At 65.4% G+C, this 22,379-nt stretch carries 18 protein-coding genes and 2 pseudogenes; 11 read left to right on the forward strand and 9 right to left on the reverse strand.

Annotated features, from left to right (window positions below; genetic code table 11):
• Together DN388_RS23540 and DN388_RS23545 are read left to right on the forward strand one after the other, a co-directional pair.
• Nucleotides 1-217 (forward strand): annotated as a pseudogene (locus DN388_RS23540) (DNA polymerase Y family protein); the annotation flags it as partial.
• Nucleotides 193-3,291, forward strand: coding sequence for an error-prone DNA polymerase (locus tag DN388_RS23545; protein WP_255002368.1), 3,099 nt, complete (start codon nucleotides 193-195; stop codon nucleotides 3,289-3,291). The pseudogene DN388_RS23540 and the gene DN388_RS23545, both read left to right, overlap by 25 nt.
• Here DN388_RS23545 and DN388_RS23550 read toward each other — a convergent pair whose 3' ends face one another.
• Complete coding sequence (locus tag DN388_RS23550; RefSeq protein WP_043862942.1) at nucleotides 3,292-4,113, reverse strand: aldo/keto reductase; 822 nt, start codon at nucleotides 4,111-4,113, stop codon at nucleotides 3,292-3,294. It abuts the gene before it with no gap.
• A gap of 206 nt (nucleotides 4,114-4,319) precedes the next feature.
• On the opposite strand from DN388_RS23550, the gene DN388_RS23555 reads away from it, so the two are divergent.
• From DN388_RS23555 to DN388_RS23570, 4 genes are all read left to right on the forward strand, one after another.
• Complete coding sequence (locus tag DN388_RS23555) at nucleotides 4,320-5,018, forward strand: CoA transferase subunit A (protein ID WP_043862941.1); 699 nt, start codon at nucleotides 4,320-4,322, stop codon at nucleotides 5,016-5,018.
• A 36-nt stretch (nucleotides 5,019-5,054) separates the two neighbouring features.
• Nucleotides 5,055-5,711, forward strand: coding sequence for a CoA transferase subunit B (locus tag DN388_RS23560; RefSeq protein ID WP_054915387.1), 657 nt, complete (start codon nucleotides 5,055-5,057; stop codon nucleotides 5,709-5,711).
• Between the two features lie 142 nt (nucleotides 5,712-5,853).
• Complete coding sequence (locus DN388_RS23565) at nucleotides 5,854-7,272, forward strand: short-chain fatty acid transporter (protein ID WP_043862939.1); 1,419 nt, start codon at nucleotides 5,854-5,856, stop codon at nucleotides 7,270-7,272.
• Between the two features lie 150 nt (nucleotides 7,273-7,422).
• Complete coding sequence (locus DN388_RS23570; RefSeq protein WP_078480162.1) at nucleotides 7,423-9,651, forward strand: TonB-dependent siderophore receptor; 2,229 nt, start codon at nucleotides 7,423-7,425, stop codon at nucleotides 9,649-9,651.
• A gap of 81 nt (nucleotides 9,652-9,732) precedes the next feature.
• Here the strand turns inward: DN388_RS23570 and DN388_RS23575 are convergent, their stop codons facing one another.
• Nucleotides 9,733-10,617, reverse strand: coding sequence for a dihydrodipicolinate synthase family protein (locus DN388_RS23575; RefSeq protein ID WP_100633914.1), 885 nt, complete (start codon nucleotides 10,615-10,617; stop codon nucleotides 9,733-9,735).
• 25 nt (nucleotides 10,618-10,642) lie between these two features.
• Nucleotides 10,643-11,425, reverse strand: coding sequence for an aldolase (locus DN388_RS23580; RefSeq protein WP_043862936.1), 783 nt, complete (start codon nucleotides 11,423-11,425; stop codon nucleotides 10,643-10,645).
• Nucleotides 11,426-11,586: 161 nt separating this feature from the next.
• Between DN388_RS23580 and DN388_RS23585 the strand changes: the two genes are divergently transcribed.
• Nucleotides 11,587-12,135: a helix-turn-helix domain-containing protein gene (locus DN388_RS23585; protein ID WP_043862935.1), complete on the forward strand. Its 549-nt coding sequence runs from the start codon at nucleotides 11,587-11,589 to the stop codon at nucleotides 12,133-12,135.
• Here DN388_RS23585 and DN388_RS23590 read toward each other — a convergent pair.
• On the reverse strand, nucleotides 12,132-12,683 hold the full coding sequence (locus tag DN388_RS23590) for an RNA 2'-phosphotransferase (protein WP_088515383.1): 552 nt from the start codon (nucleotides 12,681-12,683) through the stop codon (nucleotides 12,132-12,134). The genes DN388_RS23585 and DN388_RS23590 overlap by 4 nt on opposite strands.
• Before the next feature lie 136 nt (nucleotides 12,684-12,819).
• Here DN388_RS23590 and DN388_RS23595 point away from each other — a divergent pair, with 136 nt between their 5' ends.
• Nucleotides 12,820-13,602, forward strand: coding sequence for an AraC family transcriptional regulator (locus DN388_RS23595; protein WP_104573088.1), 783 nt, complete (start codon nucleotides 12,820-12,822; stop codon nucleotides 13,600-13,602).
• 65 nt (nucleotides 13,603-13,667) lie between these two features.
• Here the strand turns inward: DN388_RS23595 and DN388_RS23600 are convergent, their stop codons facing one another.
• On the reverse strand, nucleotides 13,668-14,261 hold the full coding sequence (locus tag DN388_RS23600; protein WP_058540672.1) for a LysE family translocator: 594 nt from the start codon (nucleotides 14,259-14,261) through the stop codon (nucleotides 13,668-13,670).
• A 269-nt stretch (nucleotides 14,262-14,530) separates the two neighbouring features.
• On the opposite strand from DN388_RS23600, the gene DN388_RS23605 reads away from it, so the two are divergent.
• Nucleotides 14,531-16,102 (forward strand): TerC family protein, encoded by a 1,572-nt coding sequence (locus DN388_RS23605; protein ID WP_043862931.1) that lies wholly within the window; start codon nucleotides 14,531-14,533, stop codon nucleotides 16,100-16,102.
• Here the strand turns inward: DN388_RS23605 and rarD are convergent.
• A complete protein-coding gene (rarD, locus tag DN388_RS23610; RefSeq protein ID WP_043862930.1) occupies nucleotides 16,065-16,952 on the reverse strand; it encodes an EamA family transporter RarD in 888 nt (295 codons plus the stop codon). The genes DN388_RS23605 and rarD overlap by 38 nt on opposite strands.
• 61 nt (nucleotides 16,953-17,013) lie before the next feature.
• Nucleotides 17,014-18,562 (reverse strand): annotated as a pseudogene (locus DN388_RS23615) (EAL domain-containing protein).
• Between the two features lie 405 nt (nucleotides 18,563-18,967).
• On the opposite strand from DN388_RS23615, the gene hppD reads away from it, so the two are divergent.
• Nucleotides 18,968-20,044, forward strand: a complete 1,077-nt coding sequence (gene hppD / locus DN388_RS23620) for a 4-hydroxyphenylpyruvate dioxygenase (protein WP_054915379.1) — start codon at nucleotides 18,968-18,970, stop codon at nucleotides 20,042-20,044.
• Nucleotides 20,045-20,111: 67 nt separating this feature from the next.
• Here hppD and DN388_RS23625 read toward each other — a convergent pair whose 3' ends face one another.
• Both DN388_RS23625 and DN388_RS23630 read right to left on the reverse strand, forming a co-directional pair.
• Nucleotides 20,112-20,918, reverse strand: coding sequence for a CSS-motif domain-containing protein (locus tag DN388_RS23625; protein ID WP_043862927.1), 807 nt, complete (start codon nucleotides 20,916-20,918; stop codon nucleotides 20,112-20,114).
• A 140-nt stretch (nucleotides 20,919-21,058) separates the two neighbouring features.
• Nucleotides 21,059-21,763: a type 1 glutamine amidotransferase domain-containing protein gene (locus DN388_RS23630; RefSeq protein WP_043862926.1), complete on the reverse strand. Its 705-nt coding sequence runs from the start codon at nucleotides 21,761-21,763 to the stop codon at nucleotides 21,059-21,061.
• A gap of 147 nt (nucleotides 21,764-21,910) precedes the next feature.
• Between DN388_RS23630 and DN388_RS23635 the strand changes: the two genes are divergently transcribed.
• Nucleotides 21,911-22,372 (forward strand): nucleoside deaminase, encoded by a 462-nt coding sequence (locus DN388_RS23635; RefSeq protein WP_253086994.1) that lies wholly within the window; start codon nucleotides 21,911-21,913, stop codon nucleotides 22,370-22,372.
• Nucleotides 22,373-22,379 lie beyond the last annotated feature (7 nt).

Raw genomic sequence — 22,379 nt, forward strand, 5'->3', positions numbered from 1 at the left:
GCCGCGCCCGGGCTGGCTGCTGGCCGAGCCGCAGGCCTTGGCGCCCGAGGGCCTGCGCCTGCTGGCCGGGCCCGAGCGGATCGAATCCGGCTGGTGGGATGGCGGCGATGTACGGCGTGACTACTACCTGGTCGAAACCCCGGCCGGCCAGCGCGGCTGGGCCTACCGGCCACTGGGCGAAGGCGGGCCGTTGTGGCTGCAGGGCTGGTTCGCATGAGCGTGGGCTATGCCGAGCTGCACTGCCTGTCGAACTTCACCTTCCAGCGCGGGGCCTCGAGTGCCCGCGAGCTGTTCGAGCGGGCGCACCAGCAGGGCTACCAGGCCCTGGCGATCACCGACGAATGCACCCTGGCCGGTATCGTGCGCGCCTGGCAGGCAGCCAGGGAGACGGGCCTCAAGCTGATCGTCGGCAGCGAGGTGCGGGTGCACGACGGCCCCAGGCTGGTGCTGCTGGTCGAAAACCTGAGCGGCTACCAGCACCTGTGCCGGCTCATTACCCTGGCGCGGCGCCGGGCGAAAAAGGGCGAATACCAGCTGCTGCGCGAAGACTTCGCCGGCCCGCTGCACGGCCTGCTGGCGCTGTGGGTGCCGGACGAGCCGTTGCAGGCCGGCCCCGGCCTGTGGCTGCGCGAGGTATTCGGCGAGCGCCTGTGGCTGGCGGTGCAACTGCATCGCGGTGCCGACGATCAACAGCGCCTGCAACAACTGCAGGGGTTGGCCGCGAGCCTGAACCTGCGCACCGTGGCCTGTGGCGACGTGCACATGCATGCGCGTGGGCGGCGCGCGCTGCAGGACTGCATGAGCGCGCTGCGCCATCACAGCACCGTGGCCGGTGCCGGGCAGCACCTGTTCGCCAATGGCGAGCGGCACCTGCGGCCCCTGGCGCAACTGGCCGAGCTGTACCCGGCCCACCTGCTTGAGGCCACCCTGGAGATTGCCCGGCGCTGCACCTTCGACCTCGGCCAGTTGCGCTACCAGTACCCGCGCGAAGTGGTGCCCGAGGGGTACACGCCGACCGGCTGGCTGCGCACGCTGTGCGAACGCCAGGTGCCGTGGCGCTGGCCGGGAGGAATCGAGCCGGCCGTGCGCCAGACCCTCGAACACGAACTGGCGCTGATCGCCGAGCTGGGCTACGAGAGCTACTTCCTGACCGTCTACGACATCGTTCATTTTGCCCGTGGCCAGGGCATCCTGTGCCAGGGCCGGGGCTCGGCAGCCAACTCGGTGGTGTGCTTCGTGCTGGGCATCACCGAGCTGGACCCGACCCGCACGCACCTGCTGTTCGAGCGCTTTTTATCGCGTGAGCGCGACGAGCCGCCGGACATCGACGTGGACTTCGAGCACGAACGGCGCGAAGAGGTGCTGCAATACGTGTTCAACCGCTATGGCCGCCACCGCGCCGCCCTGACGGCCGTGGCCAGCACCTACCATGCCGCCGGGGCGGTGCGCGACATTGCCCGGGTGCTGGGGCTGCCGCCCGACCAGATCAACGCCCTGGCCGATTGCTGCGGGCGCTGGACCGACCGCATCCCGCCGCCGGAGCGGTTGCGCGAAGCCGGTTTCGACCCCGACAGCCCGCTGCTGCACCGGGTGCTGACCTTGACCGGCGAGCTGATCGGCTTCCCCCGGCACCTGTCGCAGCACCCTGGTGGCTTCGTGATTTCCGAGCAGCCACTGGACACCCTGGTGCCGGTGGAAAACGCCGCCATGGACGAACGCACGGTGATCCAGTGGGACAAGGACGACCTGGACATGGTCGGCCTGCTCAAGGTCGATATCCTGGCCCTGGGCATGCTCAGCGCCTTGCGCCGCTGCTTCGACCTGGTGCGCTACCACCGCGGGCGCGAGCTGACCATCGCGACCCTGCCGCCGGACGATGTCCCCACCTACGACATGATCGGCCGTGCCGATACCGTGGGGGTGTTCCAGATCGAGTCACGGGCGCAGATGGCCATGCTGCCGCGGCTCAAGCCACGCGAGTTCTACGACCTGGTGATCGAGGTGGCCATCGTGCGCCCCGGGCCGATCCAGGGCGACATGGTGCACCCGTACCTGCGCCGGCGTAACAAGCAGGAGCAGGTGACCTACCCGTCGGATGCGCTGAAGAAGGTCTTCGAGCGCACCCTGGGCGTGCCGCTGTTTCAGGAGCAGGTGATGGAGCTGGCCATGGTGGCTGCCGACTATACGGCAGGCGAGGCCGATCAGTTGCGCCGTTCGATGGCCGCCTGGAAACGTCACGGCGGGCTGGAGCCACACCGCGAGCGGCTGACCCGGGGCATGCTGAACAACGGCTACAGCGTCGAGTTCGCCGAGCGCATCTTCGAGCAGATCAAGGGCTTTGGCAGCTACGGGTTCCCCGAGTCCCACGCGGCCAGCTTTGCCTTGCTGACCTACGCCAGTTGCTGGCTCAAGTGCCACGAGCCGGCGATCTTCGCCTGTGCGCTGATCAACAGCTGGCCGATGGGCTTCTACAGCCCGGACCAGATCCTGCAGGACGCGCGCCGCCACCGCATCCAGATTCGCCCGGTGGATGTGCAGCACAGCCAGTGGGACTGCAGCCTGGAGCCGGTGGGCGGCGATGAACTGGCGCTGCGCCTTGGCCTGCGCCAGGTGCGCGGCTTTCGCCAGGACGATGCCCTGCGCCTGGCACAGGCCAGGGCGCAGCGGGCGTTCGGCGATGTGGCCGACCTGTGCCTGCGTGCCGGCCTGGATGCGCGTGCGCGGGCGCTGCTGGCCGATGCCGGGGCCCTGGGCGCCCTGGTCGGGCACCGTTATCAGGCACGCTGGGAAGTGGCGGCGGTGCAGGCGCAACTGCCGCTGTTCGCCGGGGTGGAGCCGCCCCGTGAAGCGCCGGTGAACCTGCCGGTGCCCAGCGTGGGCGAGGACCTGTTTGCCGACTATGCCAGCGTCGGCACCACATTGGGCCCGCACCCGCTGAGCCTGCTGCGCCGACGCCTGAATGGCCTGGGCTGTCGCAGTTCGCAGGCCCTGGAGGGGGCCGAACACGGCGATGCGGTGAGCGTGGCGGGGCTGGTCACCGGGCGCCAGCGGCCAGGCACTGCCAGCGGCGTGACCTTCGTGACCCTGGAGGATGAGTTCGGCATGGTCAACGTGGTGGTGTGGCGCGAGCTGGCCGAGCGTCAGCGCCGGGTGCTGGTGGGCTCGCAGCTGCTGCGGGTGATGGGTACGCTCGAATGCGCCGACGGCGTGCGCCACCTGATCGCGAAGCGCCTGGAAGACCTCAGCCCGCTGTTGCACGGGCTGGATGTGCGCAGCCGCGACTTTCGCTGATCACACCATCGCCAGGCGCTGCTTGCGGGTGGGCGGCGGGAAGGCGCGGTCGATGGCGCGCAGGTCTTCGCTGCTCAAGGTCAGGCTGGCCGCGGCGGCATTGAGCTGCACATGGCGCTTGTCCACCGCCTTGGGGATCGCGATCACGCCGTCTTCACGGGTTACCCAGGCCAACGCCACCTGGGCCGCGGTGGCGCCATGGCGTTCGGCGATCTGGTTGAGGGTCGCGTTTTTGAGCAGGCGTCCGGCCTGGGCCAGCGGGCAGTAGGCCATGGTTGGCAAGTGGCGCTTGTGGCTGTAGGGCAGCAGGTCGAACTCGATGCCGCGCTGCTCGGGGTTGTACAGCACCTGGTTGGTGGCGCAGGCCGGGTTGTCCAGCTCGCGCAGGTCATCGGTATCGAAGTTGGACACGCCCCAGCGCCGGATCTTGCCGGCCTCGCGCAGGCGCTCGAAGGCTTCGACGGTTTCCTCCAGCGGGTACTGGCCGCGCCAGTGCAGCAGGTACAGGTCGATATGGTCGGTGCCCAGGCGCTGCAGGCTGCGCTCGCAGGCGGCGGGGATGCCGCTGCGGCTGGCGTTGTGCGGGTACACCTTGCTGACCACGCAGACCTGCTCGCGACGCCCCTGGATGGCCTGGCCCACCACCCGCTCGGCGCCGCCCTCGGCATACATTTCGGCGGTGTCGATCAACGTCAGGCCCAGGTCGATGCCGTGCTGCAGGGCGGCGACCTCGGCTTTCTGCTGGCCGGGGTCTTCGCCCATGTACCAGGTGCCCTGGCCGATGACGGGTACGGTGGAGTCGCCGAGTTCGAGCGTACGCATGGAAGGCTCCTGCAAAGTGGGGAGGGTGGTCTACTGTCCTTTAGGGTTTTGTGGAGGGTCAAGCCTACCCGCGTCGACATTGATTTGAATAACCAATCAATCCATCAAAAAAACAAAATTAACAAATGAGTGGCCAAGGGTGAAGATGGCCCCAGACGCTCTCCGACGACCCTCGTCGGTTCTACAACTACAAAAGGCGAATCAGCATGGCCGGACTGGACAAGCGCGTAGCGACCTATGAAGAGGCCCTCGAAGGCCTTGCCGACAACATGACCGTACTGGCAGGCGGCTTCGGCCTGTGCGGCATCCCTGAAAACCTCATTGCCGAGATCAAGCGCCGTGGCGTGCGCGGCCTGACCGTGGTGTCCAACAACTGCGGCGTCGACGGCTTCGGCCTGGGCGTGCTGCTCGAAGACCACCAGATCCGCAAGATGGTCGCCTCGTATGTGGGCGAAAACGCCGAGTTCGAGCGTCAGCTGCTCAGCGGCGAGCTGGAAGTGGAACTTACCCCGCAAGGCACCCTGGCCGAGAAGATGCGCGCCGGCGGCGCCGGCATCCCGGCCTTCTTCACCGCCACCGGCTACGGCACCCCGGTGGCCGAAGGCAAGGAAGTGCGCGAATTCAACGGGCGCAAGTACATCCTCGAAGAAGCCATCACCGGTGACTTCGCCATCGTCAAGGGCTGGAAGGCCGACCACTACGGCAACGTGGTGTACCGCAACACCGCGCAGAACTTCAACCCGCTGGCCGCCACCGCCGGCAAGATCACCGTGGTGGAGGTCGAGGAGATCGTCGAGCCAGGCGTGCTGCTGCCTACCGAGATCCATACCCCGGGCATCTACGTCGACCGGGTCATCGTCGGCACGTTCGAGAAGCGTATCGAAAAACGCACCGTCAAAGCCTGACCCGACCCCGCGCAGAACAACAAAGAGAACCTGAGCATGGCACTTACCCGCGAACAAATGGCACAACGTGTAGCCCGTGAACTCAAGGACGGCTACTACGTCAACCTTGGCATCGGCATCCCGACCCTTGTGGCCAACTACGTCCCGGCGGATATGGACGTGATGCTGCAATCGGAGAACGGCCTGCTGGGCATGGGGGAATTCCCCACCGAAGCGCAGCTGGACGCCGACATGATCAACGCCGGCAAGCAGACCGTGACCGCCCGCACCGGCGCGTCGATCTTCAACTCGGCCGAGTCCTTCGCGATGATCCGTGGCGGTCACGTCGACCTCACTGTGCTGGGGGCGTTCGAGGTGGACGTGGAGGGCAACATCGCCTCCTGGATGATCCCGGGCAAACTGGTCAAGGGCATGGGCGGGGCGATGGACCTGGTGGCTGGTGCCGAGAACATCATCGTCACCATGACCCATGCCTCCAAGGACGGCGAGTCCAAGCTGCTGTCGCGCTGCAGCCTGCCGCTGACCGGTGCCGGCTGCATCCGCAAGGTGCTGACCGACCTGGCCTATCTTGAGATCGAGAATGGCGCGTTCATCCTGCGCGAGACAGCGCCGGGGGTGAGCGTGGAAGAGATCGTCGCCAAGACCGCCGGCAAGCTGATCGTGGCCGATGATGTGAAAGAGATGACGTTCTAGGCTGATAACCGCCTTGCCTGTGCTGGCCTCTTCGCCGGCAAGGCCGGCTCCTGCAGGGAACCACGCATTCCTGTGCAGGAGCCGGCCTTGCCGGCGAAGGGGCCTTCAGCCGTTCAAAAAAATCAATAAGAAGGAAAATCCCGTGGCCGCCGAACTCCAAGACAGCCGCTCCGCCCGCTTTGCCCTGCGTTGCTCCAACTGGGCCGAACGCTGGTTCCCCGACTCCTGGGTGTTCGCCGCCCTGGCCGTGGTGCTGGTGTCACTGGCCGCCCTGGCCATGGGCGCCAAACCCCTCGATACCGCCACCGCCTTCGGTGACGGGTTCTGGAGCCTGATCCCCTTCACCATGCAGATGGCCTTCGTGGTCATCGGCGGCTATGTGGTGGCCAGCTCGCCGCCGGCGGTGAAACTCATCGACCGCCTGGCGCGCATTCCGAAGAACGGCCGTTCGGCCGTGTGCTGGGTGGCGCTGATATCGATGGTCGCCTCGCTGCTCAACTGGGGCCTGTCGCTGGTGTTCGGCGGCCTGCTGGTACGCGCCCTGGCGCGCCGTACCGACCTGAAGATGGACTACCGCGCCGCCGGTGCCGCCGCCTACCTGGGCCTGGGCGCCGTATGGGCGCTGGGCCTGTCCTCGTCGGCCGCGCAGCTGCAAGCCAACCCGGCCAGCCTGCCGCCGTCGATCCTGGCGATCACCGGGGTGATCCCGTTCACCGAAACCATCTTCCTCTGGCAGTCGGGCGTGATGCTGGCGGCGCTGGTCATCGTGTCGCTGATCGTGGCCTACGCCACTGCACCCGGCCCGCAGAGTGCCCGCGATGCCCAGGCCTGTGGCATCGACCCCAGCTTCAGCGCACCACCACCGGCGCAGCGCACGCGCCCGGGTGAATGGCTGGAATACAGCCCGGTGCTGACCCTGCTGCTGGTGGCCCTGGCGGCTGGCTGGCTGTACCACGAGTTCTCGACCAAGCCGGCCATCACCGCGATCTCGGGGCTCAATACCTACAACTTTCTGTTCATCATGCTCGGCGCCTTGCTGCACTGGCGCCCGCGCAGCTTCCTGGATGCGGTGGGCCGTGCGGTGCCGACCACCACCGGGGTACTGATCCAGTTCCCGCTGTACGGCTCGATCGCGGCCATCCTCACCCAGGTCAAGGGCGTGGACGCGCAAACCCTGGCGCACCATATCTCCACCTTCTTCGTGCAGATCGCCTCGCATGACACCTACGCCTTGCTGATGGGCGTGTACTCCGCGGTGCTGGGCTTCTTCATTCCCTCCGGTGGCGGCAAGTGGATCATCGAGGCACCCTACGTGATGCTGGTGGCCAACGACCTGCAGTACCACCTGGGCTGGGCGGTGCAGATCTACAACGCCGCCGAGGCGCTGCCCAACCTGATCAACCCGTTCTACATGCTGCCGCTGCTGGGCGTGCTGGGGCTCAAGGCGCGCGACCTGATCGGCTTCTCGTTCGTGCAGTTGCTGGTGCACGTGCCGCTGGTGCTGTTCCTGCTCTGGGCGCTGGGCACCACGTTGCAGTACACGCCACCTGTGATGCCTTAGCGCATCCGGCGGGTGAAAAAGGCGATCTTCGGATCGCCTTTTTCATGCCTAAATTAAATCGATAAGCATTCGTATTAAGGGTGATCCGATGATGTCCCGCTGTGTATTTCTAAACGGAATTTCCCGTCGTAAAACAAGGAGAAGGCCGCGATGTTCGCGCCGATTACCCGTTCCATGACGTTGACACTGGGCCTGTACGGCACCGCCTGCAGCGCCGTCGCACTGGCTGACAACGAACCCCTGCCCGACGCCGCCCCCCAGGCGCTGGAGCTGGGTTCGACCAACGTGAGTGCCCAGGGCCTGGGCAGCACCACCGAAAACACCGGGGCCTACACCACCGGCAGCATGAGCACCGCCACCCGCCTGAACCTGTCGATCAAGGACACCCCGCAGTCGATGTCGGTGCTGACCCGCCAGCAGCTGGACGACTTCCAGCTCGACAACCTCTCCGAAGCCATGGGCCAGGTGACGGGCGTGGTGGTCCAGCGCAACGACTCCGAGCGCCCCACCTACAACTCGCGCGGCTATGCCATCGACAACTTCCAGATCGACGGTATGCTCAACACCTTCGCGGGGCTCAAGTCCGACTCGGACACCATCATCTACGACCGCATCGAAGTGGTGCGTGGCGCCACCGGGCTGACCACCGGCGCCGGCGACCCGTCGGGCACCATCAACATGATGCGCAAGCGCCCCACCCATGAACTGGCGGTGAAAACCGGCCTGCGTGGCGGCAGCTACGACAACTACTACAGCTATGTCGACGTGGGCGGGCCGCTGGCCTTCGACGGCCGTCTGCGCGGGCGCAGCGTGCTGGCCTACCGCGATGCCCATTCGTTTCGCGACCGCTACCAGACCCAGCGCGAGGTGGCCTACGGCATTCTCGAGGGCGACCTGAGCGACGACACCGTGCTGGCGGTGGGGTACGACTACCAGAACAAGCATGTACAGGGTGCCTCGTGGGGCACCGTGCCGTACTGGAACGCCTCCGGTGGCAAGGCCAAGCTGCCGCGTTCGAACAACATCTCGGCGCCGTGGAGTTCGTGGCCGCTCAAGGACGAGACCGTGTTCGCCACCCTCGACCAGCGCCTGGGCGGCGACTGGCACCTCAAGGCGGCCTACACCTACCGCCAGAGCGAAACCGACGGCAAGGTGTACTTCGGTGGCCAGGGCTTCCCCGAGGCCGACCGCAGCGGCATGAATGCCTGGGTCAGCCACTTCATCGGCGACGAGAAAATGAGCGCCGCCGACCTCAACCTGGGCGGGCCCTTTGCGCTGCTGGGGCGCGAGCACGAATTCATGATCGGCTATGGCGAGTCGCAGCGGCGCAACAGCGCGCCGCTCAAGCGGCCCCTGGACCTGCCGCCCGGCTACACGACCATCCCCGACTGGAAGTACCTGGGCGGGGTAGACAAGTTCGCCGATACCGTGACCAACCTGGATGGTTCGCGCGATACCACGCAGCAGAAGGCCGGCTATGTCGCCACCCGGCTGAACGTGACCGATGCACTGCACCTGGTGCTGGGCAGCCGCTACGGCAGTTGGAAGGTCACGGGGCGCTCATGGGCATTCGATGCGGCGGGGCAGGTGGTGGAGAACCCGCGCTCCAGCCGCACCCACAATGACGTGTGGACACCCTATGCGGGCGTTCTGTACGACATCACCGACCACTACACCGTGTACGCCAGCTACACCGACATCTTCAAGCCGCAGAACTACAAGGATGTCGACGACAAGTACCTGGAACCGGTGGTGGGCAGCAACTACGAGGTGGGCCTGAAGGGCAGCCTGCTGGATGAGCGCCTGAACCTGTCGACGGCGGTGTTTCGCAGCAAGCAGGACAACGTGGCCGAGGTGGACGATTCCATTCCGGTAGGGCCCAACGGCGAGCAGTATTACAAGTCCGGCGGCAAGGGCAATACCGTGGAGGGCTTCGAGGCGGAGGTCGCTGGCGAGGTGATGGCGGGGTGGAACATGACCCTGGGCTACAGCTACACCCACTCGCTGGATGCCGAGCACAAGCGGCGCAACACCACCCAGCCGTTGAACATGGTGCGCTGGAACAGCACCTACAGGGTGATGGACAGGTTGACCGTGGGTGGGTCGGTGGATTGGCAGAGCGACATCTACCGCAGCGGCAATCGTCCGGTGGGGCGAGGCAGCGATGGCCGGATCATCACGGCGCCGGCTGACATTCGCCAGCGGTCCTACACGGTGGTGGGGTTGATGTCCCGTTACGAGTTCGACGAACACCTGTCGGCGTCCTTGAACGTGAAGAACCTGCTGGATACCAGGTACTACAACAACGTGGGGTTCTACAACGGGGTGTACTGGGGTGATCCGCGCACGCTGACGGTGAGCCTGGATTGGCGGTTGTAGCGCCCTGAAGCCGAGCCAACAGGGCTGGCGATGCATGCCCTGTTGGCCGGCGATACCGTGCGCCGAGGCCGTGATAAGGCCTTACCCCATCTGTTCGAGCAACCCGCGCAACCGCTCACGCCCGGCGTCATCCAGCCCGAACACCGGCCTGCGCGGCTCGCCCACCTCCAGCCCGGTCAACGCCAACCCTGCCTTCACCGTCGCCGGCAAGCCGCCCTTGAGGATGAACTCCAGCAATGGCAACTGCCGGTAGAACAGCGCCCGCGCCGCCTCAAGGTCGTTACCCAGCACGGCCTGGTACAGCTGCTGGTTGAGCGCCGGAATCAGGTTGGCTGCCGCCGTGCACCAGCCCGTGGCACCGGCCACGAACGCTTCCAGGGCCAACGGGTTGCAGCCGTTGTAGAACGGCACCTGGCCTTCGCCCAACTGCTGCAGTTTGTGCATGCGCTGGATGTCGCCGGTACTCTCCTTGACCATGGTCACGTTCTCGACCTGGCGCACGATGCGCATGATCAGCTCCACCGACAGGTCGGTGCCGCTGGTGGCCGGGTTGTTGTAGAGCATGATCGGCACGCCGATGCAGTCGCCGATGCTCTGGTAGTGCTGCAGGATCTCGGCCTCGCTCAGCTTCCAGTAGGCCGCCGGCAATACCATCACCGCATCTGCCCCATGGGCCTCGGCAAAGCGCGCGCGGCGCATGGCGCTGGCGGTGGTCAGGTCCGAGACGCTGACAATGGTCGGTACCCGCCCGCCAATGTGCGCCAGGCTGAACTCGGCCACCTGGTCCCACTCGCGGTCGCTCAGGTAGGCGCCTTCGCCCGTGCTGCCCAGGGGCGCGATGGCCTGTACCCCACCTTCGATCAGCCGATCGATGGAGCGGCCCAGGGCCGCCAGGTCGAGCTGGGTGCCGTCGGCGCTGAACGGGGTGATGGTGTAGCCGATGATGCCGTGAAAAGTCGTGGACATGAAAAACACTCCGCAGAAAACAGGTTCAGTTCAGGCAATCGGCATGCTGACGCAGGCACTGCCGGGCATAGTAGGCGAACGCCGCACCGTGGCGCTTGGGGCGGGCGATCCAGTCGTGCGCTTCGCGCCCCAGCACCGGCTCGATGGGCTTGATCTGGCCGGCTGACATCGCCAGCAACTGCAGGCGCGCCGCGCGCTCGATCAACTGCGCGATCACACAGGCTTCCTCGATGCTGGCGCCGGTCGACAGCTGGCCGTGGTGCGAGAGCAGGATGGCGCGCTTGTCGCCCAGCGCCGCGCTGATCAGCTCGCCTTCCTCGTTGCCCACCGGCACCCCGGGCCAGCCTTCGAGAAACGCGCAGTCCTCGTACAGCGGGCAGAGATCCATGTGCGACACCTGCAACGGTACCTCGAGCATCGACAGCGCGGCGATGTGGGTCGGGTGGGTGTGGATGATGCAGTTCACATCCGGGCGTGCGCGGTACACCCAGCTGTGAAAGCGGTTGGCCGGGTTGGGCATGCCGCTGCCTTCGAGCACCTCCAGGTCCTCGTTGACCAATAGCAGGTTGCTGGCGGTGATTTCATCGAAGCCCAGCCCCAGTTGCTGGGTGTAGAAGGTGCCCGGTTGCGGGCCGCGGGCACTGATCTGCCCGGCCAGGCCGGAGTCGTGGCCGTTGTCGAACAGGATTCGGCAGGTCAGCGCCAGCTTTTCACGCACAGTCCACGTATTATCGGCAAGCGAGCCCTGCATCTGTTCCAGGGCCTGCTTGACCAGTTGGTCCTTGGGGAGTGCTAATGTCTTGGCCATTGGGGTTTCCTCGGTGGCGGATCGGACGTCAGGGCTGGCCCGCCCCGGTTGCTTGGAAGGTGAGCGGGGTAGTCAACCTAATGACACAAACAAGGCTATATGACACAAAGTGTCATTGGCAAGGGAAAGGTTGCCCATTGCACCGGGAATAGCGGCGTTAAATGTCTATCCGATTGAAAGTATTAAGAAAAAAACTTGGGCTGACGCTTGAGACGCTGGCCGAGAAAACGGCCATGACCAAGAGCTACCTGTCCAAGGTGGAGCGGGGTCTGAACACCCCTTCGATTGCGGCGGCGCTGAAACTGGCGCGGGCGTTGAACGTGAACGTGGAAGAACTGTTCGCCGAAGACCAGCCTGCGCAGGCGCGCTACAGCCTGGTACGCCGGGGTGAGCGCCAGGCGTTGTCCGGCAGCGCCGAAGGGCCGGGCTACGCGGTGCTGGCCCAGCATATCGGCCAGCGCAGCCTGCTGCCGTTCATCATCTGCCCGCCGGCGGACTTCAGCGACTCGACGTTCAAGGAGCACCTGGGCGAAGAGTTCCTGTTCGTGCACGAAGGGCAGGTGGAGGTGGACTTCATGCACGAGCGGGTGTTGCTCGAGCGCGGCGATGCGCTGCACTTCAATGCCCAGACACCGCACCGGCTACGCTCGGTCGGGGCGGTGCAGGCGCAGTTGCTGGTGGTGGTGCACGACGCCGACTCGCCGGTTTAACCGGGCTGTCGAATGAACGCCACCGGCACGTGGGCCGTCAGCCATACGCCATTGTCGGCCTGGAAGAACGCCAGGCCCTGGGCGTGCATTGCCGCTGCATCGATGTGCAGCAGTACCGGTGAACCGTAACGCTGGCCGACCGCAATGGCCGTTTCGGGGTCGTGGGACAGGTGCACGTGGTGACGGTTGCCGGCGATCAGGCCCTGTTGGGCAATCGAGTCGAGAAAGCGCGTTGCCGTACCGTGGTACAGCTCGGCAGGCGGCGCCTTGGGCGCGTACTGGAGCTCGACCGTCGCTGTCGAGTGCCCCTGTACGGCGCGAATCCTGCGGCCATCGTCCGACAGGCCGAAGCGTTTCTTGTCGCTGCTGGCCACCACCGCCTGCAGGTGCGCCAGGTCCAGCGCGCGGCCCTGGCGAGCGGCGCCGGCAATCAGTGCATCGACATCGCCCCAGCCTTCGCTGTCCAGTTGCAGATCGATGGATTCGGGGGCGTGACGCAGCACGTAGCTGAGAAATTTGCTGGTTTCGGTGAAGTGCTTGCTGCTCATGCGGGTCTTCCTTGAACGGTCTGCGCGGCAGCTTATCAGGGCGCGCGAGTGACGACGAGCGGTGCGCAAGGGGCAGTGGCACGCCTTGAAGCCTGATAGAGTGCGCGTTGTTCCACTGCCCACAGGCCCGCACGCGATGACCACCACCTCGTATTTCTGGCGTGACCCGGCGTTGCCCTTCATCGAGGCGCGCGGGGTCGCAGACGGTCGCAAGGTCTGCTATGCGCGCCATTCCCATGCCGGGTTTTCCATCGGTGCGATCACTGCCGGGCGCAGCTCCTACCTCAGCGGGCACACCTGGCGCGAGGTCGAGACCGGCACGGTGGTGATGATGAACCCCGGTGTGGTGCACGCCTGCAACCCGATCGCCGACCAGCCGTGGTCGTACCTGATGCTGTACGTGGACATGCCGTGGCTGACCCGGCTTGGCTTCGCACCGGTCGCTGCCACCCTGAGTACCGCCCCGGCCCTGTTCGAGGCCCTGTTGCAGCTGTACGACATGCTCATCGACAACCAGCGTGGCACGGCGTGCAAGGCGGCGGCTGCCGAAGCGTTCTTCGGCGACCTGCGCCAGCAGCTGGAGGCAGCGCCACCGCCGCTGGCCAGGCCGGATGCGCGGCTGGAGCGGGCGGCGGCATTCATTCGCGCACATTGCACCGAACCGCTCAAGCTCGAAGACATCAGCCAGGCGGCCGGCTTGTCCACCTCGTATCTGATCCGCACCTTCAAGCAGCATTACGGCCTGACCCCGCACGGCTTTGTGCTGGACTGCCGCGTGCAGTACGCCCGCGCCCAGTTGCGCCAGGGCCGGCTGATCGCCGAGGTGGCGCTGGAGGCCGGGTTTGCCGACCAGGCGCATCTGCAACGGGCATTCAAGCAGCACCTGGCTGCGACGCCCGGGCATTACCGCTCAGCCTAGGCGCTGTACGAAAAGCCTTGATACTCGGTGATGCTGGGTTGAAAACAGCCTGACCTTCGTCTTTTTCATACAGACCCCTGCATCAGGTACAGCGCACTCAGCACCAGCAGGGCGGCCAGGCTGCGATTGAACAGGCGCAGGCGCCGCGGGTTGTCGAGGTAGCTGCGGATCAGGCTGCCGGCCAGCGCCCAGCAGCCCAGCGAGAGGTAGCAGATCACCAGGTAGATCAGGCTGAACTGGCCCAGCAGGGCGGTTTCGCCCTGGCCCACGAAGGCGCCGATGCCCGCCACGCAGGCCAGCCAGGCCTTGGGGTTGAGCCATTGCATGGCAGCGCCGCGCAGCAGGCTGGGTGCGTGGGTATCACGCCCTTCACCGAGCGCGCCGTCGTCGCGGGCCAGCTTCCACGCCATGTACAGCAGAAACAGCACCCCGGCCCAGTGCAGGGCAACGGCAAGGCCTGGCCAGTGGCGCAGCACCTCATGCAGGCCCAGGCCGATCAGTACCAGTAGCAGGATGAACCCCAGGGTGGCACCGGTAACGTGGCGCATGGCCGGGCGCAAGCCATGCCGTGCGCCGGCGCCCAGGGCAACGATGTTGACCGGGCCAGGGGAAATGGAGGCGGCCAGGGCGAAGGCGGCCATGGAAAGGCTGAGGCTCATGCGGCAGATCCTTGAGGGGGAGGGTGCAGCGAGGGTAGGCGGGAAGGTCGGTGGGGTATTGAAGGAAATTGCCCTGTGCCGCAGCGGGTGTTTTGCCACAGATTGAAATAATTTCACGCTGTGAGAAAAGTCAGCTGAAATTGTAGGATCACCGTCCCTAATTGACCCAAGGTTGATATGACTTCGTTCTCGGAGCCTCCCAGTACCCGGCCGTCCTGGCCATCCTCCCTTTCCCGTCCCCGTGACGTTTCCCGCCTGAGTACCTGCCCATGGAATGGCTAGCCGACCCCACGGCCTGGCTGGGCCTTGCCACGCTGATCGTGCTCGAGCTGGTACTGGGTATCGACAACCTGGTGTTCATCGCGATTCTCGCCGACAAGCTGCCGCCCCATCAGCGCGACCGCGCGCGGGTGATCGGCCTGTCGCTGGCGCTGATCATGCGCCTGGGCCTGCTGGCCAGCATCTCGTGGATGGTGACGCTGACCGCGCCGCTGTTCGAGGTGTTCGACAAGAGCTTCTCGGGCCGTGACCTGATCATGCTGTTCGGCGGTGTGTTCCTGCTGTTCAAGGCCACCATGGAGTTGCACGAGCGTCTCGAAGGGCATGTCGCCCACCATCAGGGCCCGGCGCGCCATTCGGCGTTCTGGCCGATCGTGGCGCAGATCGTGGTACTCGATGCAGTGTTCTCGCTGGACGCGGTGATTACCGCCGTGGGCATGGTCGAGCACCTGTCGATCATGATGATCGCGGTGATCTTCTCCATCGGCATCATGATCGTCGCGAGCAAGCCGCTGACCCGCTTCGTCAACGCCCACCCCACGGTGATCATGCTGTGCCTGGGCTTTCTGATGATGATCGGCTTCAGCCTCACCGCCGAGGGCCTGGGCTTTCATATACCCAAGGGGTACCTGTATGCGGCAATCGGCTTCTCGATCCTGATCGAGCTGTTCAACCAGCTGGCCCGCGCCCGGCGCAAACGCAGCCTGCAACAGCACCGGCCATTGCGCGAGCGCACCGCCCACGCGGTGATGCGCATGCTGGGCGGGCGCCGGTTGCAGGCCGACGAGGTGGGTGAGGACATCGCCGACCTGGTCGAGGATGGCGATGAACAGGTGCTGTTCGACCGCCGCGAACGGGTGATGATCAGCGGCGTGCTGAACCTGGCCGAACGCCCCATCAGAACGCTGATGACGGTGCGCGCCAAAGTCGACTTCATCGACCTGGCGCAACCGCCGGAGGCGATCCGTACCGCGCTGATGCATTCGTCCTACTCGCGCCTGCCGCTGATTCGCCAGGGGCGGGTGGAGGAGCCGCTGGGCTTCGTGCACAAGAAGGAGCTGCTCAGGGAGCTGCTGGCCGGTCACGAGCCGGACCTGGAGCGCCTGGCGCGCACGCCGCTGAACCTGCTGGAGAGTTTCAGCATCCTCAACGCGTTGGAGCAGATGCGCAGCCAGTCGACCCACATCGCCTTCGTGGTCAACGAATTCGGCGACTTCACCGGCGTGCTGACCATGACCGACATCCTCGAGTCCATCGCCGGCGAGCTGCCCGATGCCAGTGAAGTCGAAGGGCCGGGCATCGTGCAGGCGCCGGACGGCTACCTGGTCAACGGCGCGCTGAACCTGCGCCAGATCCAGGCGCAGATCGGCTTTGCGGCCAAGCCCACCGAGGACTACCAGACCCTCGCCGGCCTGGTCATGAGCCTGCTCGACCGCCTGCCGCGGGTGGGCGATCAACTGACCTGGGGCGACTGGCTGATGACCGTCGAGGCCGTGCAGGAGCGCCGGGTGCGGCAGGTACGGCTTACACCGAACGCCGCCGCTGACGCAGCAGGTGCCTGACCCCCTCGAGCACCAGCACCACCACTGCCAGCCAGATCGGCAGGTAGGTCAGCCACTGATCCGGGGCGATGCTCTCGCCCAGGATCAGGGCCACCGCCACCAGCAGCACCGGTTCCACATAGCTGAGCAGGCCGAACAGGCTGAACGCCAGCAGACGGCTGGCCATCACGTAGGTGACCAGCGCCAGGGCGCTGATCACGCCCAGGATCGGGATCAGCACGTAGAGCTGCGGGTGGGCCAGCAGGTCGGCTGCGCTCAGCGGGCCCTGCACGATGAAGTACACCGAGGGCGGCATCATCAGGCACATGTCGGCCCACAGCCCGCCCAGGTGATCGGTGCGCAACTTGCGCCGCAAGATGAAGTAGAACGGGTAGCCGCCGGCCACCAGCAGGGTTTCCCAGGCGAACGAGCCATGGCGTATCAGTTCATGCCCCACCCCCACCACGGCGCAGGCCACGGCGACCTTCTGCAGGCGTGACAGGCGCTCGCCGTACACCACCCGCCCGGTCAGCACCATGGTCAGCGGCAGCAGGAAGTACCCCAGCGACACCTCCATGCTGCGCCCGTGCAGCGGTGCCCACAGGAACACCCACAGCTGCAGCCCCATCAATGTCGAGGTACCCACCAGCCCCAGCAACAGCAGCGGGTTGCGCCGGATGCGCTGCAGTACGCCGATTGCCAGTGGCCAGTCCTTGGACAGCAGCATGAACAGCGTGATGCACGGCAGGGTCAGCAGCATGCGCCAACCGAAGATCTCCTCGCCGTCGAGGGGGGTGAGCAGGGAGGTGTAGTAGTACATCAGGGCGAACAGACACGACGCCATGACCGATGAAACGATGCCTCTGGACAAGGGGGCCTCGGGAGCACGAAGGGGTAGGGAAGTGGTGAGCGCGCATGATCTCAGGGGCGCGTCACCTGGGCAACCGGCTGTGTGCCCAATGCAGCCACGAACTCGGCCAACGGCATCGGCCGGGCGAACAGGTAGCCCTGCTGGAAGTCCACCCGGTGCCGGGCCAGGTAGTCGCGCTGGGCGATGGTCTCCACACCCTCGGCGACGATGCCCAGGCCCAGCTTGCCCGACAGCTCGATGATGCTGTCGAGGATATGCAGCGACAGGGCATCGACGCCGATCATGGCCACGAAGCTCTGGTCGATCTTCAGGTAGTCGACCTTGAACTGGCGCAGGTAGCCCAGGCTCGACTGGCCGGTGCCGAAGTCATCGATGGCGATCATCACCCCCAGGGCCTGCAGCCTTGCGAACAGTTGCTCGGTGGTGTCGCTGGGTACCACCAGCTTGCGCTCGGTCAGCTCCAGGGTCAGGATCACCCGGCCAGGCGGGAAGGCGGCGAGAAAATCGCGGCAGTCGTCATACAGGGCCATGTCCTGGCAGTGATCGGCAGTGATGTTGATGCCCACATGAAAGCCGTCGCCAAAGGTCTGGGCGTGGGGCGCCAGGCCTTCGGCCACGCGCTGCATCAGGCGCCGGGTCATGGGCACGATCTGGCCGCTGTGCTCGGCATAGGGAATGAACAGGTCTGGGCGCACCATGCCTTCGCGCGGGTGCTGCCAGCGCATCAGCACCTCGGCGCCGGCCCAGCGGTAGTCACCCTCGCGCACCACCGGTTGGAAGTACGGGATGAACTCGTCGGCCTCCAGTGCCCGTTGCAGCTCCACCCGTGGCGAACTGGCCCTGCGCAGCTGCCAGCGGCAGGCCGCGCCGGCCATCACGCCCAGCAGGGTCACCAGGCCGAACAGCCCCGGGTACTCGGCGCGCATCAGGCGCCAGGGCTCGCCAGCGGCATAACCGCTGTGCACCGAAAAACGATAGCGCTGCGAGGCCTGCTGCGTCGGCGCCACGGCAAACACCGGGGGCGGGCCCTGGTGCACCACGCCGTCTTCGCCCATCCAGTTGGGGCCTACCTGCAGCACCAGGGTGGTGCCCTGGTCGAGCAGCTCCAGGGCGCTGCTCAGGTGGTCGCCATCGACGGTGGTGATGGCGCCGTCGTTGCCCTTGCTGAGCCGGTAGGCCAGCAGTGCATGGCCGGGCGTCACCGAGTTGCCGTTCATCAGCCACAGGCTGCCATCGACATAGTCCTTGGCATCCACCGGCTCGCTGAAGTTGCCAAAAAGCGAACTGCAGTACAGGTCATTGTCACGAAACAGGTTGCTGGAGCGCACGAACGAGCCGCGTGTCACCTGTTCGCGCAGGGCCAGCGTGGCCTCTGCGCAGGGTTGGCGGGTCAGGGGCAGCAGGGCCTGGGCGGCGCCGGCGATGTTGTCGAGGATGCGTTCGAAGTGCCCGGTGACCAGGGCGGCCGTGTTCACGGCCCTGGCCTCGAGCTCACGCTGGGCCTGCCAGTGCATGATCAGCACGCCGGACACCACCGGTATCGCCCCCACCAGCCATGGCAGCAGGGCTCGCAGGGTCCAGCGACCGGGGCGTTTTTTCGTGAGGGGCATGGTGTCTACCTGTGCGGGATGAGCGCGGATGATTTCAAGGGCAGGGTTTCCCTGGTACCCCTGAGCGCACAGCATAGCCGTTCATCGGCCCGTATACAGCTGAGGCGTCAGCCTGATGTACTGCAGGGGAGGCTGCCGCTGTCGGCAGGCCCGGGCACTAAAGTACTTACAATTTTTCTTACGCCCTGTAGAATCGCGTTACGCATACAATAATAAGGTCCTTCGCCACTGGAGGATCAGACGGCCGAGAATAGGTCCCATATGAAGTGTCATGGGTTCAAACTGATTTATGGTGACTACCTCGCCCGCAGTGTGAGGGGCATCTCCTGCGCGCCGCCACGTTCGCTCCACATCGACAGCAAGCTACCCCTGTGATTTGAACGCTTTGATGATGAGGAAACGAACATGGCAGATATCTTCGAAAACCCGATGGGCCTGATGGGCTTCGAGTTCATTGAACTGGCCGCACCTGTCCCGGGTACCCTGGAGCCGATCTTCCAGATCATGGGCTTCACCAAGGTTGCCAGCCACCGCTCCAAGGACGTGCACCTGTACCGTCAGGGCGGCATCAACCTGATCCTGAACAACGAACCCAAGAGCGTGGCGTCCTATTTTGCCGCCGAGCATGGTCCGTCGGTGTGCGGCATGGCCTTCCGTGTGCGCAATGCCCATGAAGCCTATGCCCGTGCCCTGGAGCTGGGTGCCCAGCCGGTCGAGATCGAGACCGGGCCGATGGAACTGCGCCTGCCGGCGATCAAGGGTATCGGCGGCGCGCCGCTGTACCTGATCGACCGTTTCGAGGAAGGCAGCTCGATCTACGACATCGACTTCAAGTGGATCGAAGGCGTGGACCGCAACCCGGTCGGCGCCGGCCTCAAGATCATCGACCACCTGACCCACAACGTGTATCGCGGGCGCATGGCCTACTGGGCCGGCTTCTACGAGAAGCTGTTCAACTTCCGCGAGATCCGCTACTTCGACATCAAGGGTGAGTACACCGGCCTGACCTCCAAGGCCATGACCGCCCCCGATGCGATGATCCGTATCCCGCTGAACGAGGAGTCCTCCAAGGGCGCCGGTCAGATCGAAGAGTTCCTGATGCAGTTCAACGGCGAGGGCATCCAGCACGTCGCCTTCCTCACCGACGACCTGATCAAGAGCTGGGACGCGCTGAAAAAGCTCGGCATGCGTTTCATGACCGCACCGCCGGACACCTACTACGAAATGCTCGAAGGCCGTCTGCCGAACCACGGCGAGCCGGTGGGCGAGCTGCAGTCGCGGGGCATTCTGCTGGACGGCTCGTCCGAGGCGGGCGACAAGCGCCTGCTGCTGCAGATCTTCTCCGAAACCCTGATGGGCCCGGTGTTCTTCGAGTTCATCCAGCGCAAGGGTGACGACGGCTTCGGCGAGGGCAACTTCAAGGCCCTGTTCGAATCCATCGAGCGCGACCAGGTTCGCCGCGGTGTACTGACCGCCGAATAAACGCGGCGCGTATGCAAAAAGGCCATCGAGCATGCCTCGATGGCCTTTTTTTGTGCCTGCGCCGGCCTCAACCGTAACGACGCACCGATGGCGCGCGGCGGTTGCGAAACAGCGTCCAGTACACCGCTGCCGAGGTCATGACGCCGACCAGCAGCAACGACGGGATGATGGCCTGGGCGTTGGACAGCATCGCCTGCCAGATATGGCCGTCCGGGTAGCCGCCATGGATCGTGTACCCGTAACTGGCGGACAGCACGCGGACATGCTGTTCGGAGTGATCGGGCAGCACGTCGTCGAAGGTGCTGCCCTCGCTCCACAGGTAATCGTCACCGAACTGCAGCACCAGATTGGCGCTGGCCTTTACCCGCTGCATCGTGGCTTGCAGGGTCTTGGCGTCGACCAGGGCCAGCACGCCGAGCGGGTACTCCTGCAGGCGGTAATACAGGATGGCCGAGTCCGGGGTCACATCGTTGCCCGGCTCCAGGCGCAGGCGCTGGTTGAAGAAGCTGCCCGGGTCGACCAGCAGCTGGTATTCGCCGTGCACCGTGCTGCAGTAGGCACGGTTCTCGCGCACCAGCACCAGCGAGCGCAGCTCGGGGCGCATCACCACTTCGGTACGCAGGCTGGGCAGGGCCCGCGGGCAGGGGAAGTCCGCCAGGTTGAGCACCTTGTTGCTGGCATTGTGCAGCGAGTCGAGGATTCGATCGATGTCCTGCTGGGTGTGCTGGATCGAGACCAGGGTCGACTCGGCCAGCATCTTTTCCACCTGCCAGCTCATGATCAACAGGCCGCACCCCACAGGGGTCAGGCCGATCAACAGGATGACCAGCAGTTCCAGCAGCACACGGCCAGCGCGAAATTTGTGACGGGGCATGATTCACCTATGTTGACAGAGCGGGCCGCAGGGGCGCGCGGGCATCTTGAGCGGATGCCGTTCAGCATAAGTGAGGGGCGTAGTTTGCCCTTGTAAGACGCGACGACATTGGCCGTGCTATTCGTCGACACTCCGGGGGGCTAGCCTGCCTTCGATGCGGCCAGTACTGCCAGCACCTGGCGTGCGACAGCGGCCGAGGAGGCGGGGTTCTGCCCGGTGATCAGGCGCCCCTCGCGCTGGTCGCGCACCACGTATTCCTGCCAGGGGTCCTCGGCCTTGCTGTACAGGCCACCGCGCGCGGCCAGTTCGTTCTCGGTCAGAAACGGCACCACCTTGTCCAGTTCGACCAGTTGTTCCTCGACGTTGGAGAACCCGGTAACCTCGCGGTCCTTGAGCAGCAGGGTGTTGTCACTGAGCTTGATGTTGAGCAGGCCGACCGCGCCATGGCACACCGAGGCCACCACGCCGCCGGCCTCGAAGATCTGGCGCGCCAGGCCCTGCAACGCCGTGTTGTCGGGGAAGTCCCAGATCACCCCGTGGCCGCCGGTGAAATAGATCGCGTGGTAGTCCTGCGCCTTGACCTGGTCAGGGGCCAGGGTGGCGCCCAGGCGGTTCATGAACGCCTTGTCGTCGTACCACTGCCAATCCAGGTCCGGGGCCATGCTCAGGCTGTGCGGGTCGATCGGCACGTAGCCGCCGGCGGGGCTCACATAGTCCACCTTGTAGCCGGCCTTCTCGATCACCGCAACGAAGTGCACGGCTTCGCCCAGCCACAGCCCGGTGGCGCGCTTGAGGCTCGGATACCTGGCGGTATTGGTCAGCACTACCAGTACTTTCTTGCTCATTGCAGCGTTCCTCTGGTGATCGGGCGCGGGGAGGGGTGGGGCGAAGCAAACCTATAGAGCATAGTCGCGGCCGCAAAACCCGCCATCGCCCAGGGCGTTGTGCTAGTTTCCACCCATACAGCCGCTGTCACAGGAGTCACCGTCATCATGTCCACACACACCGATCCGTTCATGCAGGCCGCCATCGACGAAGCGCAGAAGAGCCTGGCAGAAGGTGGCATTCCCATCGGCTCGGTGATCGTGCACCAGGGCAGGATCATCGGACGCGGCCACAACCGCCGGGTGCAACAGGGCAGCGCGATACTGCACGGTGAAATGAGCGCGCTCGAAGATGCCGGGCGCCAGCCGGCCAGCGTGTACGCCGACGCCACCCTCTATACCACCCTGTCACCCTGCGCCATGTGCAGCGGCGCCATCCTGCTGTACGGCATCAAGCAGGTGGTGATCGGCGAGCACCACACCTTCCTGGGCGAGGAGGCCCTGCTGCAGAGCCGTGGCGTGAACCTGCAGGTGCTGCATGACGCCACCTGCACCGGCCTGATGCGCAGATTCATCGAGGACCACCCCCAGCTCTGGAACGAAGATATCGGCGAGCAGTCCGAGCCTTGAGCCCCAA

Source organism: Pseudomonas sp. S12(2018) (assembly GCF_024355235.1).
Classification (GTDB): domain Bacteria; phylum Pseudomonadota; class Gammaproteobacteria; order Pseudomonadales; family Pseudomonadaceae; genus Aquipseudomonas; species Aquipseudomonas palmensis.

What these genes read in the sequence shown, in the direction of transcription:
- hppD (WP_054915379.1), top strand. Translation starts at nt 18,968, where the DNA reads ATGGCAGATATCTTCGAAAACCCGATGGGCCTGATGGGCTTCGAGTTC.
- DN388_RS23605 (WP_043862931.1), top strand. Translation starts at nt 14,531, where the DNA reads ATGGAATGGCTAGCCGACCCCACGGCCTGGCTGGGCCTTGCCACGCTG.
- DN388_RS23635 (WP_253086994.1), top strand. Translation starts at nt 21,911, where the DNA reads ATGTCCACACACACCGATCCGTTCATGCAGGCCGCCATCGACGAAGCG.
- DN388_RS23595 (WP_104573088.1), top strand. Translation starts at nt 12,820, where the DNA reads ATGACCACCACCTCGTATTTCTGGCGTGACCCGGCGTTGCCCTTCATC.
- DN388_RS23590 (WP_088515383.1), bottom strand. Translation starts at nt 12,683, where the DNA reads ATGAGCAGCAAGCACTTCACCGAAACCAGCAAATTTCTCAGCTACGTG.
- DN388_RS23550 (WP_043862942.1), bottom strand. Translation starts at nt 4,113, where the DNA reads ATGCGTACGCTCGAACTCGGCGACTCCACCGTACCCGTCATCGGCCAG.
- DN388_RS23625 (WP_043862927.1), bottom strand. Translation starts at nt 20,918, where the DNA reads ATGCCCCGTCACAAATTTCGCGCTGGCCGTGTGCTGCTGGAACTGCTG.
- DN388_RS23570 (WP_078480162.1), top strand. Translation starts at nt 7,423, where the DNA reads ATGTTCGCGCCGATTACCCGTTCCATGACGTTGACACTGGGCCTGTAC.
- DN388_RS23580 (WP_043862936.1), bottom strand. Translation starts at nt 11,425, where the DNA reads ATGGCCAAGACATTAGCACTCCCCAAGGACCAACTGGTCAAGCAGGCC.
- DN388_RS23630 (WP_043862926.1), bottom strand. Translation starts at nt 21,763, where the DNA reads ATGAGCAAGAAAGTACTGGTAGTGCTGACCAATACCGCCAGGTATCCG.
- DN388_RS23600 (WP_058540672.1), bottom strand. Translation starts at nt 14,261, where the DNA reads ATGAGCCTCAGCCTTTCCATGGCCGCCTTCGCCCTGGCCGCCTCCATT.
- DN388_RS23555 (WP_043862941.1), top strand. Translation starts at nt 4,320, where the DNA reads ATGGCCGGACTGGACAAGCGCGTAGCGACCTATGAAGAGGCCCTCGAA.
- DN388_RS23585 (WP_043862935.1), top strand. Translation starts at nt 11,587, where the DNA reads ATGTCTATCCGATTGAAAGTATTAAGAAAAAAACTTGGGCTGACGCTT.
- DN388_RS23560 (WP_054915387.1), top strand. Translation starts at nt 5,055, where the DNA reads ATGGCACTTACCCGCGAACAAATGGCACAACGTGTAGCCCGTGAACTC.
- DN388_RS23575 (WP_100633914.1), bottom strand. Translation starts at nt 10,617, where the DNA reads ATGTCCACGACTTTTCACGGCATCATCGGCTACACCATCACCCCGTTC.